14 protein-coding genes are annotated in these 19,568 nt (G+C 74.0%); 1 reads left to right on the forward strand and 13 read right to left on the reverse strand.

The window, feature by feature from the left end; all coding sequences use genetic code 11:
• Positions 1–9: 9 nt before the first annotated feature.
• The 10 genes from ACIBIW_RS28950 to ACIBIW_RS28995 all read right to left on the reverse strand — a co-directional run bounded on the left by ACIBIW_RS28950 (position 10) and on the right by ACIBIW_RS28995 (position 12,609).
• Complete coding sequence (locus tag ACIBIW_RS28950; protein WP_399340139.1) at positions 10–2,301, reverse strand: xanthine dehydrogenase family protein molybdopterin-binding subunit; 2,292 nt, start codon at positions 2,299–2,301, stop codon at positions 10–12.
• A complete protein-coding gene (locus tag ACIBIW_RS28955) occupies positions 2,298–4,448 on the reverse strand; it encodes a 2Fe-2S iron-sulfur cluster-binding protein (protein ID WP_399340140.1) in 2,151 nt (716 codons plus the stop codon). Before ACIBIW_RS28955 ends, ACIBIW_RS28950 begins: the two co-directional genes overlap by 4 nt.
• Complete coding sequence (locus ACIBIW_RS28960) at positions 4,445–5,347, reverse strand: FAD binding domain-containing protein (RefSeq protein WP_399340142.1); 903 nt, start codon at positions 5,345–5,347, stop codon at positions 4,445–4,447. The genes ACIBIW_RS28955 and ACIBIW_RS28960 overlap by 4 nt, the downstream gene beginning before the upstream one ends.
• A 260-nt stretch (positions 5,348–5,607) precedes the next feature.
• Positions 5,608–7,233, reverse strand: coding sequence for a beta-N-acetylhexosaminidase (locus ACIBIW_RS28965; protein ID WP_399340143.1), 1,626 nt, complete (start codon positions 7,231–7,233; stop codon positions 5,608–5,610).
• 40 nt (positions 7,234–7,273) lie between these two features.
• On the reverse strand, positions 7,274–8,107 hold the full coding sequence (locus ACIBIW_RS28970) for a carbohydrate ABC transporter permease (protein ID WP_399340283.1): 834 nt from the start codon (positions 8,105–8,107) through the stop codon (positions 7,274–7,276).
• A gap of 80 nt (positions 8,108–8,187) precedes the next feature.
• Positions 8,188–9,177, reverse strand: coding sequence for a carbohydrate ABC transporter permease (locus ACIBIW_RS28975; protein WP_399340144.1), 990 nt, complete (start codon positions 9,175–9,177; stop codon positions 8,188–8,190).
• Positions 9,178–9,196: 19 nt separating this feature from the next.
• Positions 9,197–10,501, reverse strand: a complete 1,305-nt coding sequence (locus tag ACIBIW_RS28980) for an extracellular solute-binding protein (protein WP_399340145.1) — start codon at positions 10,499–10,501, stop codon at positions 9,197–9,199.
• 193 nt (positions 10,502–10,694) lie between these two features.
• Entirely contained in the window at positions 10,695–11,390 is a 696-nt protein-coding gene (locus ACIBIW_RS28985; RefSeq protein ID WP_399340147.1) for a DUF899 domain-containing protein, read from the reverse strand.
• Positions 11,391–11,652: 262 nt separating this feature from the next.
• Positions 11,653–11,934, reverse strand: coding sequence for a DUF3039 domain-containing protein (locus ACIBIW_RS28990; RefSeq protein ID WP_399340148.1), 282 nt, complete (start codon positions 11,932–11,934; stop codon positions 11,653–11,655).
• Between the two features lie 99 nt (positions 11,935–12,033).
• A complete protein-coding gene (locus ACIBIW_RS28995) occupies positions 12,034–12,609 on the reverse strand; it encodes a YqgE/AlgH family protein (protein WP_399340150.1) in 576 nt (191 codons plus the stop codon).
• A gap of 330 nt (positions 12,610–12,939) precedes the next feature.
• On the opposite strand from ACIBIW_RS28995, the gene murA reads away from it, so the two are divergent.
• Complete coding sequence (gene murA / locus ACIBIW_RS29000) at positions 12,940–14,280, forward strand: UDP-N-acetylglucosamine 1-carboxyvinyltransferase (protein ID WP_399340152.1); 1,341 nt, start codon at positions 12,940–12,942, stop codon at positions 14,278–14,280.
• Between the two features lie 165 nt (positions 14,281–14,445).
• Here murA and ACIBIW_RS29005 read toward each other — a convergent pair whose 3' ends face one another.
• From ACIBIW_RS29005 to ACIBIW_RS29015, 3 genes are all read right to left on the reverse strand, one after another.
• On the reverse strand, positions 14,446–14,727 hold the full coding sequence (locus tag ACIBIW_RS29005) for an HU family DNA-binding protein (RefSeq protein ID WP_069466456.1): 282 nt from the start codon (positions 14,725–14,727) through the stop codon (positions 14,446–14,448).
• Between the two features lie 296 nt (positions 14,728–15,023).
• On the reverse strand, positions 15,024–16,454 hold the full coding sequence (locus tag ACIBIW_RS29010) for an NAD-dependent malic enzyme (protein WP_399340154.1): 1,431 nt from the start codon (positions 16,452–16,454) through the stop codon (positions 15,024–15,026).
• A 547-nt stretch (positions 16,455–17,001) separates the two neighbouring features.
• Entirely contained in the window at positions 17,002–19,401 is a 2,400-nt protein-coding gene (locus tag ACIBIW_RS29015) for a HelD family protein (protein WP_399340285.1), read from the reverse strand.
• Positions 19,402–19,568 lie beyond the last annotated feature (167 nt).

Below are 19,568 nucleotides of genomic sequence, written 5' to 3' on the forward strand. Positions count from 1 at the left end.
CCGGCGTGCTCAGCCGCCCTGGACGACCACCGCCGCCTGCGGGCGGATCGGGAGGCGGTTCGCGGGGCGCCCGGTGGCGGCGCGCACCGCGGAGGCGATGGCCGCGGGGGCGGTGACCGCCGGGACCGCGCTGACCGACTTGGCGCCGAACGGGGCCACCACGTCGCGCTCCTCGACGAGCCGCACGAGGCGGATGTCGGGGGTGTCGAGCGCGGTCGGCAGGGTGTAGCCGGTGAGGTCGGGGTGGCGCAGCAGGCCGCGGGGGGTGCGCAGGTTCTCGGTGAGCGCGGCGCCGACGCCCTGGGTGATGCCCGCCTCGATACGGGCCCTGAGCCTGGCCGGGTTGAGGACGCGGCCGACGTCCTGCGCGACGGCCAGCTCCACCACCCGTACCGAGCCGAGTTCGATGTCGACGTCCACCACGGCGCGGATCGCGCAGAACGCGAGCCCGACGAACGCGTCGCCCTGGCCGTGCCCGTCGAGGGGTTCCGTGGGGTGCGGGCGGCACTGGGCGGTGGCCCACAGCTCCTTGCCGTCCATGGCCTCGGTGACCGTCGTGGAGAGTACCCCGTCATAGGAGGTGATCTTGCCGTCGGTGATCTCCAGCAGCTCGGTGGACATGCCGAACTTGTGGGCGAGCGGCTGGAGGAGCTGGGTGCGCACCATCTTCGCGGCGCGCTCCACGGCGCCGCCCGACACCCAGGTGTGCCGGCCGCGGCAGCCGGGCCCCGCGGGCGGCTGGTCGGTGTCCACGGGCGCGACGTGCACCTCGTCGATGCCCAGGGTCTCCTGGACGATCTGCCGGGCCAGGGTGGTGAAGCCCTGCCCGGTCTCGACGGCGGCGCAGATGACGGTGGCGACGCCGTCGCGCACCCGCACGGTGGCGGTGGAGACCTCGTCGGTGCCCTCGGCGCCGAGCATGTGGACCATGCCGAGCGCGTAGCCGACGCCCCGGCGCACGGCCCCCGGCTCCCCCGCGCCCTCGGGGCCGCCCGGCAGCAGCCACTGGTCCTCGGGGGCGTCCTTGGGCAGCGTCGGCAGGTCGGCGTCCTGGACCGCGGCGAGGAGTTCGGCGACGGGCGCGGGGCAGGTCACGGTCTGCCCGGTGGGCAGGGTGTCGCCGGTCGCGAGGACGTTGCGCAGCCGCAGCTCCACCGGGTCGAGGCCGAGCTTGCGGGCCAGCTTGTCCATCTGGGCCTCATACGCGGCGCACACCTGCATGGCGCCCTCGCCGCGCATATGGCCCGAGGGCGGGTTATTGGTGCGCACCGCCCAGCCCTCGATGAAGGCGTGCGGCACGACGTAGGGGCCGCAGGCGAAGGCGACGGCCGCGGCGAGCGCGTCGGACGAGGTGTCCGCGTAGGCGCCCGCGTCCAGCAGGATCTGCGCCTCGACCTTGACGAGCCTGCCGTCGGCGTCGGCGTGGTGGCGGTAGCGCAGCAGGGTGGGGTGGCGGTGGACGTGGCCGAGGAAGGACTCCTCGCGGGTCGCGGTGAGCTTCACCGGGCAGCCGGTGCGCAGCGCCAGCAGCCCGAGCGGCAGGTGGAAGCCGGGGTCCTCGCGGTCGGAGGTGGCGCCGGGCACCCCGGTGACGACGACCTTGACCTGGTCCTCGGTGAGCCCGAAGCAGGCGGCGGCGGTGTCGCGGTCGCCGTGCGGGTCGGTGGAGGCGATGTACAGCTCCACGCCGCCGTCCGGGCGCGGCACGGCGAGCCCGGCCTCGGCGCCGATCGGGGCGGGGTCCTGGCGGCCGATGCGGTACAGGCCCTCGACGACGGTCTCCCCGGCGGCCTCGGGGTCGCCGTGGGAGAGCGGGATGTGCCGGATCAGGTTGCCGTCGGGGTGCAGCGGCTCGGCCTCGAACGCCTGCTCGGGGTCGGTGACGGGCTCCCGTACCTCGTACTCGACGACGACGGCGGCGGCGGCCATGCGGGCGGTGTCGGGGTGGTCGGCGGCGACGGCGGCGATGGGCTCGCCGTGGTGGCGCACGACCTCGGAGGCGAACACCGGGCGGTCGGCGGTGCGCCGGCCGTGGGCGGGGGTGCCGGGGACGTCCTCGTGGGTGACGACGGCCCGTACGCCCGGCATGCCGCGGGCGGCCGAGGTGTCGATGGACAGGATCGCGGCGTGCGGGTGCGGGGAGCGCAGCACGGCGGCCCACAGCAGCCCCTCGGCCCACAGGTCGGCGGCGTAGGGGAAGGTGCCCTCGGTCTTGGTGCGGACGTCCTCGGGCGCCAGCGAGGAGCCGATGCCGTGCGGCAGGGGCTCAGCGGTGGTGGCTGCCGGGGCCTCGTTGCTCACGCCCTGCCTCCGTCGTCCTCGTGGCGTGCGGTGTCCTGCGGGGTGCCGAAGGCGGTGTGGGCGGGGTCGGTGCCGCCGGGGCGCGACGGGCGCGGGCGGGGTCTTGGCCGGGCCGAGCGCCCCTCGCCGTCGGCGCCGTCGGCCCCCTCGCCGCCGTCCGGCCCGTACCCGGGCTCGGGGTCGCCCGAGCCCTGGCGGCCCGCGACCACCTCGCGCACCGCGTCGAGTACGCCCCGGTAGCCGGAACAGCGGCAGAGGTTGCCGCTGAGGGCCTGCCTGGCCTCCAGGTCCGTGGGGTCGGGATTGCCTTCGAGCAGGTCGTGGACGGTCATGGCCATGCCCGGGACACAGAACCCGCACTGGACGGCGCCGCACCCGGCGAGCGCCCGCTGCACATCGGACGGGGTGCCGGCGGCGGCGAGCCCCTCGACGGTGCGCACCTCGCTGCCGGCCGCGGTGGCCGCGGGGACCAGGCAGGACGCGACGAGCCGGCCGTCGACCTTGACGTTGCAGGCGCCGCACTCGCCCTGGGAGCAGCCGTCCTTGGCGCCCGCGAGGCCGAGGCGCTCGCGCAGCACGTACAGCAGGGACTCGCCGATCCAGGCGCCGGTCACCGGCCGGTCGGTGCCGTTGACCCGCAGCACGTAGGAGTGGAGCGGGTGTTCGTCGTACGGCAGCGGTGCGGTGGCGTCGTCCTCGGGGGTGACGGACGGGTCGGCGAGCGCGTGCGCCTCGGGGGCGCGGGGGGCCTCGGGGGCGTCTGCGTCCGCCCCGTCCCGTGGGGCGTCGGCGGCGTCCCGCTCGACGGTCTCGGGGCCGCTGTCCGCGGGGTCCTCGGGGGCGGCGTCGTCCTGGCCCGTGTCGTCGGGGGCGCCCTCGGCCGCCGGGTCCTCGGGGGCGTCGAAGGGCTCAAGCTCCGGGTCGCGGGTTCCGGCGAACTCCTCGACGGCGGGCGGCTGCTGCGGCGGCGCGAACTGCTCGGCGTGCTCCCGCGGGTGGGGCGCGCGCGCCCCCGGGATCTGGGGCTCGAACGCCCCGGGCCCGCCCGGGTGCGGCGCCCGCTCCCGGCGCGGATAGGGCTCGTGGGCGTAGGGGCCGGGCGCCGGGCGCGGCTCGGGGCGCACACCGGTGCCGTACGCCTCGCCGCCGGGCGCGGGGGCTCTTCCGCCGCCGTACAGGGGCTGTTCGCCGGAGTCGTACGGGGACTGCTCGCCGGTGTCGTAGGGGGACTGCTCGCCCGTGTCGTACGGGGACGACTCGCCGGTGTCGTACGGGGTCTCGGCGTGCTCCGCAGGGGCGGGCGGGTAGCCGGGGCCCTGGTGGGCCCGTTCGCCCGGCGCGCGGGTGTCGGGCGGCGGGTAGGGGCCGGGCCTGGCGGCACCCCGAGGGGCGTATGGCGCCGGGCGCCGGGCGCCGGGCGCGTTCCGCGGCGCCGGGCCCTGGCGTGCGCCGTCGTCGGGCCTCGGCCGCTCGGGCGCGTCGGGGCGCAGGCGCGCGTACGGGCGCACGAGGGGGTGTTCCTCGGCTTCGGGCGCGCCCTGCGGGCGGTGCTCGGCGGGCCCCTGCCCGGGGGCGGCGTGGTCCTCGCGCCCCGCGCCGCCCCAGGCCCTGCCGGTGTCGGCGGCGCCCGGTGCGGCCGCCCAGGGCGCGGGCGCGCCGCCCGGCAGGGTCTGCGGCGGGGTGCCGCCCCACTGCTCCGCGAGCGCGGACGCGCTGAACTCCCCCGACTCCTCCGGCAGGTCGCCGCGGGCCACGGGGATGGACCACTGTCCGGTCACGTCGGTGCCGTCGCCGCCCTCGGCGGGCGCGTCGCCCTGCGGGGGCTGGTACCAGCCGGTCCGCGTCTCGTACCCGTAGCCGTCCTCGGGGCGCGCCGGGGCCCAGCCGTCGCCCCCCGCGGCGCCCGGCAGCGGCCAGACGCCGGTGGAGGCGGGGTCGGCCGACCCGTCGGGCAGCGGGGCGACCGTTATCTGCGGCGGTACGTAGCCGTGGCCCGGGGCGGCGAGCGGGATCTCGTCGTCGCCGCCGGTCAGATGCTCGGGCAGCTTGACGAAGGCGGTGGCGTCGGCGTCGTAGTCGCCGCCGGGCGTGGGCTGCCAGCCGCCCGTGGTGCCGGTGCCAGGATCGTCGTGCTCGTCGTCGGTCACGACAGCGCCCTCCCCAGTGCTCGTCGGGCCAGCGCGGCGACCGTGCGCCGCAGGTGCAGGACGCCGGGCGGCAACTGCTGGGGGGAGCCGTCGGCTGCGGGTTCCGGATCGGGGATGCAGGCCGCCGCGACGTACTCGCCGAAGGCCGCGGGCGCCTCGGGGACCACGGTGCGCCCGCTGTCCCAGTCGATGAGCGAGGCGATCCACTGCTCGGCCTCGACGGGGCGCAGCGGCATCGGCGCGACGGCGCCCACGGCGCACCGCACGCCCCGGCGCGCGGGGTCGAGCACCAGCGCCACGGACGCCACCGCGCGCCCGGGTCCGGTGCGGCCCGTGGCCTTCAGGAAGACCTGGGGGGCGTGCAGCAGCGGCACCCGTACGAAGCCGATGACCTCCCCGCCGCGCAGCAGGTCCATCCCGGCGAGGAGATGGGACACCGGGACCTCTCTGCGGTCGCCCTCGGGCCCCGCGACCACGAGGGTGGCCTCCAGCGCGGCGAGCACCGGCAGGGTGTCGCCGGTGGGCGCGGCGCTCGCGATGTTGCCGCCGAGGGTGCCGGCGTTGCGGATGTGCGGGGGGCCCGCGGCGCGGGCGGCCGCGGCGAGGCCCGGGATCAGGGCGGCGAAGTCGGGGCGGCCGATGCGGGCGTGGGTGAGGCCCGCGCCGAGCAGGGCGTGCCCGTCCTGGTACTGCCAGCCGCGGATCTCGCTGATCCGGCCGAGGCCGACGAGCGCGGCGGGCCGCAGCAGGCCCGCGTTGACCGAGGCCATCAGGTCGGTGCCGCCCGCCACCGGCACGGCGGCGGGCATGGCGTTGAGTGCCGCCACGGCTTCGTCCAGCGTGCCAGGCAGTGTCACCGTCGGTGCCTTCAGCGCTTTCTGCGGTGCGTGCGTGGTCAAACCGGCTGCCCCTTCCCGCTGTCCCGTCTGATCCACCTGCGCCGTACGGTACGTGCCTCCAGACCGGACGTTGGCCACTCTGGCACATCTTCCCGGGGCCCCGGCACAGGGGTCCGCTAGGAGGCATTCCTCCGGGGTGCCGGTGGTTGGGCCGGTTTGCTGCCCGCTTGACCGCCAGGGGGCGTTGGCGTATTTCGGCGGGGCTTGTGTGACTTTCTCCCCGCCCCTTCCGGCGGCCGGGCGGGGGCGGGGAGCGTGACTCACACGGTCGGGGGCGGTCCCTCGACGGGGCGGCCGAGTACGCCGGGGCGGCGCTGCCAGGGCAGGGGCCCGGTGGGCGGGCGGTAGGCCACGCCGAGTGCGTCAAGGCGCCGGTAGTGCGCGGTCATGCGCCGCAGGAAGTCCTCGTGGTCGCGCTCGGCGGGCGGCGGCAGGGTGCTCCAGGCGACCTCGGCGAACGCGACGAGGCGCGGGAACACCTGGTAGTCGACGCGGCCCTGATCCTCCATGACCTCCGTCCACACGTTGGCCTGGGTGCCCAGGATGCGGGACGCCTCCTCGGGGGTGAGTCCCGGCGGCACGGGGTCGAAGCGGTGGACGTCCTCCAGGGTGCGCACGTAGCCGATCGGCACCGGCTCGTCGTCGCCGCCGTCCTGCCGGTGGTCGAGGTAGACCTGCTGCTCCGGGCACATCACGACGTCGTGGCCCGCGCGCGCCGCGGTGACGCCGCCGCCGTAGCCGCGCCAGGAGGAGACCGCGGCGCCGGGCGCGAGGCCGCCCTGGAGGATCTCGTCCCAGCCGATGAGGCGGCGGCCGCGGTCGGCGAGCCAGCGGTCGAAGTGCCGTATGAACCAGGACTGGAGCTGGTCCTCGTCGGTGAGGCCGAGTTCGGCCATGCGGGCCTGTGCGGCGGGCGAGGCGCGCCACTCGTCCTTGGGGCACTCGTCGCCGCCGATGTGGACGAAGGTGGAGGGGAAGATGTCGAGCACCTCCTCCAGCACGTCCTCGTAGAAGCGCAGGACGGCCTCGGTGGGCGCCAGGATGTGCTTGCTGACGCCCCAGTTGTCCCAGACCCCGAGCGCGGCGGTGTCCACGACGTCGGTGTTGCCGAGTTCCGGGTAGGCGGAGACGGCGGCCTGGGAGTGTCCCGGGATGTCGATCTCGGGCACCACGGTGATGTGCCGCGCGGCCGCGTAGGCGACGATCTCGCGCAGGTCGTCGTGGGTGTAGTAGCCGCCGTGCGGCCGCTCGTCCCACAGCGGGGACGCGCGGTGGCCCGCCTTGCTGCGGGGGCGCCAGGAGGCGGCCGAGGTGAGCCTGGGGCGGCGCTCGACCTCGATGCGCCAGCCCTGGTCGTCGGTGAGGTGGAAGTGCAGGACGTTCAGCTTGTGCGCGGCGAGCAGATCGAGCCACCGCAGAACGCCCTCCTTGGGCGTGAAGTGCCGCGCCACGTCCAGCATCATGCCGCGCCAGCCGAAGCGCGGCGCGTCCTCGACGACGACGGCGGGCACGCTCCAGGAGCGCCCCGGCGCGAGCGGCGCGCGGCGGAACGCCTCGGGGCCGAGCAGTTGACGCAGCGTCTGGGCGCCCCAGAAGACCCCGGCCGGGCCGCCGCCGTCGATCCTGACGGCGTACTCGTCCACGATGAGCCGGTACGCCTCGGGGGCGAGCGCCCGGTCGATCCTGAGCACGATGCCGCTGTCGCTGCCGCCCTCGGGCAGCGGGAGCCCGGTGGCGGCGCCGAGGGTGGCGCGCAGCCAGTGGGCGGTGGACTCGGTGCCGGGGGCGGCGTGCAGCGGGGTGCCGGGGCCGAGCGGGTAGGCGCCCTCGCCCGAGGGCACCCGCCAGGCGCGGCGCGGGGCCGGAATCAGATCCTCGAATGTCACGGGTGTTCCCTTTCCGTCCGCTCGTGGCGGGACGCGTGTCTCAGTCCTTGACCGCGCCGCCGAGCCCGGAGACGAGGCGGCGCTGCACGAGCACGAAGAAGACGAGGACGGGGACGGTCATGACGGTGGAGGCCGCCATGATGCCGCCCCAGTCGTTCTCGTCCGGCTTGAAGAAGACCAGCAGGGCCATGGGGAGGGTGGACTGGGAGGTGTCGCTGATGATGAACGACTTGGCGAACAGGAAGTCGTTCCAGGTGGAGATGAAGGAGAAGACGCTGGTGGCGACGAGCCCCGGCAGCACCAGCGGGAAGAGGATGCGCCACAGGAACGCGGCCCGGCTCGCCCCGTCGAGCGCGGCGGCCTCCTCGATGGCCTCGGGCACGGCCCGTACGAAGCCGCGCAGCATCCAGATCGCGAACGGCAGCGAGAACGCGATGTGCGGCAGGATCAGCGAGCCGAGCGTGTTGAGCTGGCCGGCGTCCCGCATCAGGAAGAACAGCGGGATGGTCAGGGCCTCCACCGGCACCATCTGGGCGATGAGGAACATCACCAGCAGCGTGGTGCGGAAGCGGAACCTGAAGCGGGTGACGGCGGTGGCCGCGAGGAACGCGATCAGCGCGGACACCACGACGACGCTGACCGCCACCACGAGGCTGTTGACGAAGTAGCGGCCGAAGTCCTGCTGTCCGAAGACCCGTCGGAAGGAGTCGAGGGAGGGGGCGAGCGTCCAGGGCCGCGGCCGGGTGGACTCGACCTCACCGGCCGGTTTGAACGCGGACAGCACCATCCAGTACAGCGGGAAGGCGACGACCACCGCGATGACGAGCGCCGCCGCGTCGGCGCCCCAGCGGCGCCCGCGCCTGCGGCGCCGTATGCGCGCGGGGCGTTCGGCGCCGGTCGCGGGCGCGGCGCCCGGCTGCGCCGCCGCGGCCGCCGTCGCGGCCTGGGACACGCTCACAGCCCCTCCCCTTCCCGGCCGTCCGCTCCGGCGCGGTCCTGACGGCGCAGCAGCCGCAGGTAGACCAGGGTCACCGCGAGCAGGAGCAGCAGCATCACGACGCCGATCGCGGAGCCGAGGCCGTACTGCGACGACGCGAACGCCTTCTGGTACGCGTACACGTTGAGGACGAGGTTCTGTCCCGCGATGCCGCCGCCGTTGGTCATGACGTAGATCTGGGTGAAGACCTTGAAGTCCCAGATGACGGACTGCACGGTGACGACGACCAGGACGGGCCGCAGCATCGGCGCCAGCACCGAGCGCCAGACGCGCAGTTGGGAGGCCCCGTCCAGTTCCGCGGCCTCCAGGACCTCCCCGGGCACCGCCCTGATGCCCGCGTAGACGGTCACCATGACGAACGGGAAGGAGCACCAGACGACTTCGAGCAGGACGAGCGCGAAGGCGCTGTAGCGGCCGTAGGTCCAGGAGTGGTCGCCGAGCCCGAGTACCTTGTTGACGGGCCCGAAGTCCGGGTCGAAGAGGAACACCCAGACCGTGGAGCCGGTGATCGCGGGCGTGGCCCAGGCGCCGAGCGCGGCGAGCAGCAGCGCCAGCCTGGGCAGCGCGCGCACCCGGGTGAGCAGCACGGCGAGGGCGCAGCCGATGGCGAGCGTGCCGACGACGCAGGCGCCCGCGAACAGCACGGTCGAGGCGAGCACCCGCCAGAACTCGGGGTCGCCGAAGAGGTCCGTGTAGTTGCCGAAGCCCCGGAAGGACGTCGGCTGTCCGCCGCTGACCTGCGCCTGGGTGTAGTCGAGGAACGAGATCAGGCCGAGCTGGTAGACGGGGTAGACGAGGAGCCCGCCGAGGACGACGAGCGCGGGCGCGAGATAGAGCCAGGGGGTCCATCCCGGGTGCGCGGGCCCGCGGCGGCGGGTCCCGGCTGCGGGCGAGGGCGGCGGCGGGGCCGTGAGACGCGGCCCCGCGGCGGCCTGTGGCGTGGTCACGGTGCGGGTTCCCGGCCGGTCACCCGGCGTTCCCGAAGGCGTCGTCCATCTTGGCCGCCGCCTCCTTCGCCGCCCCCGCCACGTCCTTGCGGCCGCTGATGACCTCCTGGAACATCGTCGGCAGCACCAGCGACGCGTCGATCTGGCCCCAGCCGGGCGACGCGGGGACGAACTTGGCGCCCGCGCCGAGGGTCTTGATGAACGGCGCCACGAACGGCTCCCGCTGCGCGGCCTGTTCGCGTACGTCCTTATACGTGGGCAGGAAGCCCATGCCGTCGAAGAGTTCGCCCTGGGTCTTCTTGGAGGCGAGCCGCTCCATCAGGTCGACCGCGAGGGTGCGGTGCGACGTGCTCTTGAGCACGCCGAGGTTGTTGCCGCCCGCGAACGCCGGGGCGATGTCGCCCTTCTTCGCGCCGGGCAGCGGCACCACCGCGTACTTCCCCTTGACCTTGCCCGCCTCGATGGCCTGGTGGTTGAAGTCGCCGCCGATGGCCATGGCGGCCTTCCCCGTCGCGAACGCGGTCACGGTGTCGTTGCCGCCCCAGCCCGCGCACTTGGCGGCGGGGCAGTTGTCGTCGCCGAAGAGGTCCGTGTACGCGGTGATGCCCTTGCGGGCGGCGGGGCTGTCGATGGACGAGGTGTAGGAGCCGCCGTCGGCGGTGGCGAGTTCGCCGCCGCTCGCCCAGATGAACGGCATGGCGCCGTAGGTGTAGGCGCCGCCGACCGCGAGCCCGTAGAGGTCGGGCCGCGCCTTGTGGACGGCGCGGGCGGCCTCGGTGACCTCGGCGAGGGTGGTGGGGACGGCTATGCCGAGGTCCCTCAGGACGTCGGTGCGGTAGTAGAGGGCGCGGACGCCGACGAAGAGGGGCGCGCCGTACACCCTGCCGTCGACGGTGACCGACTCGCGGGCGGTCGGGTCGGTGTCCTTGGCCTCGTCCCACGTGCCGAACTCGCCCGTGATGTCGGCGAGTCCGCCGTCGTGGACGTAGCCAGCGGTGTCCGTGTTGCCGTACTCGATGACGTCGGGGGCGCTGTCGGGGTCGTTGAACGCCGCCTTGATCTTCTCCGCCCTGGTGTCGACGGGGATGTACTCGACGCGCACGTCGGCGCCGTCGTGGGCCTTCTCGAAGGCGTCGACCGCGCGGTTCACGGCCTGCTGCTTCGGCTGGTTGTCGACCTCCTGGAAGAGCCAGACCCGCAGGGTTCCGCTCTTGTCGTCCTTGGCCGTGCCGGAGCCACCCGAGGTGCTGGGGGCGCAGCCGGCGGCCAGGGCGAGAACGGTGAGTGCGGCGAGGGGGGTGGCGATTCGGGCGGGAAGCTTCATCGGCATCCTCTGGGCGGTGTTGCACCACGCGCAACGGGTGATTCGTGCTGCGCACCGACATCACGGAGGCTAGAAGGTCGGGGACACGCCGACAAGAGGTCTGTACCAGTGTTGTTGGCCGGTCTTCGGCCCCGCCCGTGGCGGGCCGGTGCGCCTCCGCAGCGGCCCGGCGGGTCCTCTCAGGGGCGGCGGCTCACGCGCCCGCGGGCCCGTAGGACGCGGCGATCTCCTGTGAGCTGGGCCAACGGCTGTACGCGGGCTCCTTGGGCCAGCCCTCCGGGGAGTCCTGCCACTCCTCCCTGCGCCCGTAGGGCAGCAGGTCGATCAGCGCGAAGGAGTAGGTGAGCTGCTCGGTGCCGCGGCCGTCGGTGTGCCAGGTGCGGTAGACGGTGTCGCCGTCCCGCAGGAAGACGTTGACGGCGAAGCCGCCGTCGGGCGGGGCGCCGATGTCGCTGCCGAAGGAACTGTTCGCCGTCGAGTACCAGGTCATCGTGTTCCCCACCCGGTGGCGGTAGGCGAGCGCCTCGTCGAGGGGGCCCTGGGTGACGACGACGAACCTGGCGTCGTACTTCTTCAGGAAGTCCAGCCGGGCGTACAGGGAGGTCAGCCCCGTGCAGCCGGGGCACTGCCACTCCTCGCCCGCGGACCACATGTGGCTGTAGACGATGAGCTGTGACGCGCCCTCGAAGACGTCGGCGAGCCGTACGGGGCCGTGCTCGCCCGCCAGGCGGTAGTCGGGCATCTCGACCATCGGCAGCCGCCTGCGCTGGGCGGCGATCGCGTCGAGTTCCCTGGTCGCGGCCTTCTCCCTGGCGCGCAGGGCGGCGAGGTCCCGCTGCCAGGTCTCGGCGTCGACGACGGGCGGCAGTGCGTGCGCTGCTGTGGTCATGGCGGTCCCTCGCTCATCCTGTGCGGCCTCCGGTGGCGGAGGCGTTCACAGGCGTAGACCCCGGGGGGCCGCCGAAGTCATCGGTGGCGGGCGGGGCGGCCGGCGCGTGGCGGCCGCGGGAGCCCGGCGGGTACGCACGGTGAGCGGGCGGGCCGTGAGCGTGGCGCGCGGGCGCGCCCGGAGGCGCGCGGAAGACGCGGGCGGGCGCCCGGGGCCGCCAGGCCCCGTCCCCCACGCCCGCTCGTCCCCCTGAGCAGTGCGGCTACTTGTCGTCCTTCTTGCCCTTGTCGCCGCCCGCGCCCATGGACTCGTAGATCTCCTTGCACATGGGACAGACCGGATACTTCTTGGGGTCACGGCCCGGCACCCACACCTTGCCGCAGAGCGCGACGACGGGCGTGCCGTCGAGCGCGCTCGCCATGATCTTGTCCTTCTGGACGTAGTGCGCGAAGCGCTCGTGGTCGCCGTCGCCGTGCGACGTCTGCGGCGTCGGCTCTACGAGGGTCCCCGTACCTGCCCCGCGCTCGGGCTCAAGAGTGCTCATACGCCCAAGGGTACTGAAGCCGCGGGACATCAGTTGAAACAGTCACCAACTGCCTCCGGCCGGTGTTCGGGGGCCCGTACGGGGTGGCGGCGGGCGGTGTCAGTTCAGGGAGGCGTCGTCGGGATAGGTGGCGACCATGGCCAGTTCGTTGCGCTGGCGGCGCAGGACCTGGCGCCACAGCCGCTCGGGGGACGGCGAGGACACGTCGCCCGGTTCCGACTCGACCACGTACCACGCGCCCTCGCCCAGTTCCTCCTCAAGCTGCCCGGGGCCCCAGCCCGCGTACCCGGCGAAGATCCGCAGCGAGCCGAGCGCGGACGCGAGCAGTTCCGGCGGGGCCTCCAGGTCGACGAGGCCGATGGCGCCGTGCACCCGCCGCCAGCCGAGCGGGGCGCTCTCGCCGCCCTCGCCGCCGCCCGGGACGACGGCGACGCCGAGCGCGGAGTCGAGGGAGACGGGACCGCCCTGGAAGACGACGCCCGGGGCGCCCGCGAGGTCGCCCCACCCCTCCAGGATGTCGCCGACGTCGACGGGGGTGGGGCGGTTGAGCACGACGCCCAGCGAGCCCTCGTCGTCGTGGTCGAGGACGAGGACGACGGCCCGGTCGAAGTTCGGGTCCGCAAGGGCGGGGGTGGCCACGAGCAACCGCCCCGTGAGCGAGGACACCTCGGTCATGCCTGACATGATCCCGCATCTTCCTCTCGGGGGAGCAGCCGATGATGGGACTTCGTCCTTCTCTTGGGCATTGTCGCCCGCACCCCGCCTCCCGGGCATCGCACCCCGCGCCCCCGCCGCCCGGTTCCCCGGGGCGGGCGGCCCGGCACTCTTCAAACTGTCGCTGCGGGCGTACAGTTCGGGCGCCGGATGGGTCATGTACCCGTTTTGTGGCGAATATCTCCGGGCGGGAACAGCACGGTCCGGTGTCGTCACCGGGCTTACGGAACAGGGGGCCCCGCCCATTACTCTTGGGCATCCGGCCCACCGTCTCTTCGGAACGCGAGATTCATGACCGTCACCGATGATGTCCTGCTTGTCCACGGCGGCACCCCGCTTGAGGGCGAGATCCGTGTCCGAGGCGCCAAGAACCTTGTGCCGAAGGCCATGGTCGCCGCCCTGCTCGGCAGTTCGCCGAGCCGCCTTCGCAACGTCCCCGACATCCGCGACGTCCGCGTCGTACGGGGGCTGCTCCAGCTTCACGGCGTCACGGTGCGGCCGGGCGAGGAACCGGGCGAACTGGTCATGGACCCGACCCGGGTGGAGAGCGCCAACGTCGCCGACATCGACGCGCACGCCGGGTCCTCCCGCATTCCGATCCTCTTCTGCGGCCCGCTGCTGCACCGCCTCGGCCACGCGTTCATCCCGGGCCTCGGCGGCTGCGACATCGGCGGCCGCCCGATCGACTTCCACTTCGACGTGCTGCGGAAGTTCGGCGCCAGGATCGAGAAGCGCGCCGACGGCCAGTACCTGGAGGCGCCGCAGCGGCTGCGCGGCACCAAGATCGCGCTGCCGTACCCCTCGGTGGGCGCGACCGAGCAGGTGCTGCTGACCGCGGTGCTCGCCGAGGGTGTGACGGAACTCTCCAACGCCGCGGTGGAGCCCGAGATCGAGGACCTGATCTGCGTCCTCCAGAAGATGGGCGCCATCATCGCGATGGACACCGACCGCACCATCCGCATCACGGGCGTCACCCGGCTCGGCGGCTACGCCCACCGCGCCCTGCCCGACCGCCTTGAGGCGGCCTCCTGGGCGTCGGCGGCGCTGGCCACCGAGGGCAACATCTATGTGCGCGGGGCGCAGCAGCGCTCGATGATGACGTTCCTGAACACCTACCGGAAGGTGGGCGGCGCCTTCGAGATCGACGACGAGGGCATCAGGTTCTGGCACCCGGGCGGCGCGCTCGACGCCATAGCGCTGGAGACCGATGTGCACCCGGGCTTCCAGACCGACTGGCAGCAGCCCCTGGTGGTCGCGCTGACACAGGCGAACGGCCTGTCGATCATCCACGAGACGGTGTACGAGTCGCGGCTCGGCTTCACCTCGGCGCTCAACCAGATGGGCGCCCACATCCAGCTCTACCGGGAGTGCCTCGGCGGCTCCGACTGCCGCTTCGGGCAGCGCAACTTCCTGCACTCGGCGGTGGTCTCCGGGCCGACGAAGCTCCAGGGCGCGGATCTGGTGATCCCCGACCTCAGGGGCGGCTTCTCGTATCTGATCGCGGCGCTCGCGGCGCAGGGGCGCTCCCGGGTGCACGGGATCGACCTGATCAACCGCGGCTACGAGAACTTCATGGACAAGCTCAAGGAGCTGGGCGCCAAGGTGGAGCTTCCCGGCAAGGCCCTGGGCTGAGCCCTGCCGCCGCGGGGGCGGCGGCGGGGGCCGCAGCAGGCCGCCCGGGTCTTCGTGCGGCGCCGCGGCCCCGGGAAAGCCGGACGGGGCGGCCTCGTCTTGAGGCCGCCCCGTGGGACGGCAATGGCCCCTGACGGGGCCCGCCCGGCCGCCGCCGGGGTGTGGTCACTTGCCCTTGGCCGCTTCCTTGAGCTTGGAGCCCGCGGACACCTTCACGCTGTAGCCGGCCGGGATCTCGATCGGCTCACCCGTCTGCGGGTTGCGCGCGGTACGAGCCGCACGGTGGGTGCGCTCGAAGGTGAGGAAGCCAGGGATGGTGACCTTCTCGTCGCCCTTCGCGACGATCTCGCCGACGGTCTCGGCGAACGCGGCCAGCACGGCGTCGGCGTCCTTGCGGGTCACCTCGGCGCGGTCGGCCAGCGCGGCCACCAGCTCACTGCGGTTCATGTTTGTACTCCCGTGTTCAGCTTGCGTTGAGGCGTGAGATCGAAGGCCGATGCTGCCAGGGCCCATGCAGGTCCCCGGACCGGGTCCTGAGGAGACCTTCGCGCCCAGAGAGGCATCCTGCCCCCACCTGCGGCGGGAAAGCCAATCCAGCACCCTTGGGAGTCACACGAAAAGCGCCACTGCCTCGAATCGGTGACGCTCCGTCCGCTCCCGGCAGCGGAGGGCAGGGCCCCGCGAGTCCCTGCCCCGACACCCTAAAGTCTGTTTCCGGTCACTTGCCCACGACGCGCCGTTCGTCAGGCCGTGGTACCCGTCACAGCTACGCCCGCGGCCTTGGCGGCCCGGCTGACCGCGCCGGCGACGGCGCCCGCCACCCGGTCGTTGAAGACGCTGGGGATGATGTAGTTCGGGTTCAGCTCGTCGGCGCCGACGACGTCCGCGAGCGCGGTGGCCGCGGCCAGCATCATGTCGGTGTTCACGGTGCGCGACTGGGCGTCGAGCAGGCCGCGGAAGACGCCGGGGAAGACGAGCACGTTGTTGATCTGGTTGGGGAAGTCGGAGCGGCCCGTGGCCACGACGGCCGCGGTCTGGCGGGCGATCGCGGGGTCCACCTCGGGGTCGGGGTTGGCCAGCGCGAAGACGATGGCGCCCTCGGCCATGGCGGCCACGTCCTCGGCGCCGAGCACATTGGGCGCGGAAACCCCGATGAACACATCGGCGCCGCGCACGGCGTCCTTGAGGGTGCCCGTGGTGCCCTCGGGGTTGGTGTTGTCGGCGATCCAGCGCAGCGGGGAGTCGGGGGCGGCGCCCACCAGGTCCTCGCGGTCGCAGTGCACCACGCCGTGGATGTCGGCCACGACGGCGTCCTTGACACCGGCGGCGAGCAGCAGTTTGAGGATGGCGGTGCCCGCGGCGCCGGCCCCTGACATCACGACGCGCACGTCGGCGGCGGACTTGCCGACCACGCGCAGCGCGTTGGTGAGCGCGGCGAGGACGACGATGGCGGTGCCGTGCTGGTCGTCGTGGAAGACGGGGATGTCGACGGCCTCGCGGAGTCTGGCCTCGATCTCGAAGCAGCGGGGCGCGGAGATGTCCTCCAGGTTGATCCCGGCGAAGCCGGGGGCGATGGCCTTGACGATCTCCACGATGGCGTCGGTGTCCTGGGTGTCCAGGCACAGCGGCCAGGCGTCGATGCCCGCGAAGCGCTTGAACAGCGCGGCCTTGCCCTCCATCACCGGGAGCGCGGCCCGTGGCCCGATGTTGCCGAGGCCGAGCACGGCGGAGCCGTCGGTGACGACCGCGACGGAGTTGCGCTTGATGGTGAGGCGGCGCGCGTCCTCGGGGTTCTCGGCGATGGCCATGCAGACCCGGGCGACGCCCGGCGTGTAGACCATGGAGAGGTCGTCACGGTTGCGGATGGGGTGCTTCGACTGCATCTCGATCTTGCCGCCGAGGTGCATCAGGAACGTACGGTCGGAGACCTTGCCGAGGGTGACGCCCTCGATGGTGCGCAGCTTGCCGACGATCTCGTCGGCGTGCGCGGTGGAGCTTGCGGCGATGGTGACGTCGATCCGCAGCTTCTCGTGCCCCGAGGCCGTGACGTCGAGTCCGGTGACGGACCCGCCGGAGGATTCCACGACCGTGGTGAGCTGCGAGACCGCGGTGCCGCTCGCGGGCACCTCAAGGCGGATCGTCATCGAGTAGGAGACGCTGGGCGCCGTTGCCATGGCCGACTTCCTCTGCTTTCCCTCTGTGTCGCGCGCCGGAGCCCGCGGCTCTCTTTCCCCCACCCGGGCGGCGCCATTTGATGGTCGCACCTACCCCCGGGTACGCGTTAGCCGCCCCCGCCTCGCGACCAGCTTGTTCGTCCACTGTTCCCGGAGAAACCCCAGATAAGCGGAAAGACATTTCCACCATACGGTATTTATGGTGAGGTACCGGAAGCGGGGGACGGAGTCTGCGGTGCGGGCCCGTGCAGCGCAAGGTATCCGCTACGGGTGGGTACGGGAACGCAAAGTGCGGAGCGCCACAGCGGGCTGCCGGGGCGGCCGCGGGCCGACGCACGAGAGGCCCGCGCCAACGGATGGCGCGGGCCTCTCGCTCACGTTCATGACACCGGCCCGCCATGCTCGCCTCGCGGCAAGTGGTCGCTCGAAGCGACTAAGGTTGGGCCCGGGGGCGTGGATCGGGCCGGTGCCACGTCCAAGGTAACAAACGTTCGGCCGCGGGTGATTCCCGTACCGGCAAAGTCGATTCGGGAGCGGCCGGGTCCCGTCAGTCCCGCAGAAGCTCCGGCACACCGTCCGCGTCGGGCGCGTCCGCGGGCAGCGAGAGGACCGTCAGCTCCCTGGTGGCGCGGGTCAGCGCCACGTACAGCACCCGCAGTCCAGGACGCGGCGCGTTCGCCGCGCCGCCCCCGGCGATGCCCGCGGGCGACACCACGAGCGTGGCGTCGTACTCCAGGCCCTTGGCCTCCAGGCTGCCGAGGACCACCAGGCGCTCGCCGAGGCCGCCGAGCCAGCCGCGCGCCTGCGCGCGCCGCTCCATGGGGACGATCACCCCGACGGTGCCGTCCACGGACGCCAGCAGCGCCACCGCCTCCTCGCGCACCGCGGCCCCCACCGCGTCGCCCCGCGCCGTGTCCACCGCGCGGAAGCGGGGCCGCAGGCCCGTGCTGCGGACCGCCTTCGGGGACTCGGCGCCCGGCATGGCGCGGGCCAGCACCTGGGCGGCGAGGTCGGCGATCTCGGCCGGGTTGCGGTAGTTCACGGTGAGCGTGAAGCGGCGGCGCGGCCTGCTGCCCAGGGCCTCCTCGCGGGCCTCGGCCGCCTCCTCGGCGTCGGGCCACGAGGACTGCGCGGGGTCGCCGACCACGGTCCAGGTGGCGCGGCGCCCCCTGCGGCCCACCATCCGCCACTGCATCGGGGTGAGGTCCTGCGCCTCGTCCACGATCACGTGCGCGTACTCGGTGCGCTCGCGCGCCAGCCGCTCGGAGCGCTCCCTGCGGCTCTCCTCGCGCACCGGCATCAGCTCCTCAAGGCCGGTGAGCTGGTCGAGCGGGTCCGCCTCGCGGCGCGGCGCGGGGCGCGCGGGGGCGCCCAGGATCGCGTGCAGTTCGTCGAGCAGCGCCACGTCGTGCACGGAGGGGGCGGAGGAGGCGGAGGGCGCGCCGCCGCGCAGCGAGCGCGCCAGCGCGCGGGACTCGCCCGGGGTGAGCACCCGGCGCGCCCAGCGGCCGAGCCTGCGCTCGTCCGCCATCGCCGCGAGCACGTCGTACGGGGTCAGCTCGGGCCACCAGGCGTCGAGGAACTCGGCGAAGCCGTCCTCCGCCGCGACGTCCTCGTCGAAGGAGGAGCGCAGTTCCGCGGCGAGCTGGGGGTCGTCGTGCCGGGACGCGGCGCCCGAGCGCTCCCACAGCGCGTCGAGGAGGAGCCGGCGGGCGCGCGGGCGCAGCAGGTTCACCGGGGCGGTGCCGCCGAGCACGGTGCGCCGCACCCCGGCGAGGTCGGCCGCCGCCAGCTCGATCCTGCGGCCGAACGCGACCACCCGCAGCAGCTCCGGCCTGCCCGGCCGCTCCAGCGCGCCGCGCGCGGCCCTGCGCAGCACCTTCACCATCCGCGCGGAGCCCTTGACCCTGGCCACCGCGGGCGGGTCGTAGCCGGTCGCGGCGGGGGCGCCGCCTGCGCGGGCGGGGGTGCCTGCTGTGCCCGCTGTTCCCTCGTAGAGCGACCCGATCGCGCGGATCGCGACCTGGCCCTCCTCCCCCAGCGACGGCAGCACGCCCTCGGTGTACGCGACGAGCAGCGGGGTCGGCGAGACGATCAGGATGCCGCCCGCGTACCGGCGCCTGTCCTGGTAGAGCAGATAGGCGGCGCGGTGCAGCGCGACGGCGGTCTTGCCGGTGCCCGGGCCGCCCTCGACGAGGGTGACGGAGGCGGCGGGCGCCCTGATCACCCGGTCCTGCTCGGCCTGGATGGACGCGACGATGTCGTGCATGGTGCGCCCGCGCGCCCGGCCGAGCGCCGCCATCAGCGCGCCGTCCCCGACGACGGCCAGCTCACGGCCGTCCAGGCTGGCGGTCAGCTCGGGCCGCATCAGGTCGTCCTCGACGCCGAGCACCCTGCGCCCCTTGGAGCGGATGACACGGCGCCGTACCACCCGGCCCGGGTCGACCGGGGTCGCGCGGTAGAAGGGGGCCGCGGCGGGGGCGCGCCAGTCGACGACCAGCGGGCTGTAGTCGGAGTCCAGGACGCCGATGCGGCCGATGTGCAGGGTCTCGGCGATGTCGGCGCGGGCGCGGCCGTCGGGGTCGGTGCGCACGGCGCCCTCCGCGGGCTCGACGGCCGTGTAGGCGCCGTCCGGGCCCTTCTCGCCGTCCCGGCCCGCGAGCAGGTCGACGCGGCCGAAGAGGAAGTCCTCGAACTCGTTGTTCAGGCGGCTCAGGTGCAGCCCCGCGCGGAAGACCTGCGCGTCCCGCTCGGCGAGCGCCCCCGGGGTGCCGACCTGGCCGCGCGCGGCCGCGTCCCGCATCAGGAACTCCGCCTCGTCGATCTTCTCCTCAAGGCGCCGGTAGACCAGGTCGAGGTGGCGCTGCTCCTCGCCGGTCTCCCGGTCCCGGACGGACTCGGGGGTGCCGGCCGCCGCGGCGTGCGCGGCGTGCGCGGTGTCGCCGATGCCCGCGATGTCCGCGGCCCTCCCCCGGTGTCCGGCGTTTCTGGCGTAGCTGGCGTCCTGCGCGGCCACGAGGTCCCTTTCTGCCCTACGGAACAGCCGTCCACCGTACGCGATGCCGCGCCCCGGAACATCCCGGCGTGGGTACCGGAACGCTCCGGTGCCCACGC

Source organism: Streptomyces sp. NPDC050560, assembly GCF_044457285.1.
Lineage (GTDB): Bacteria > Actinomycetota > Actinomycetes > Streptomycetales > Streptomycetaceae > Streptomyces.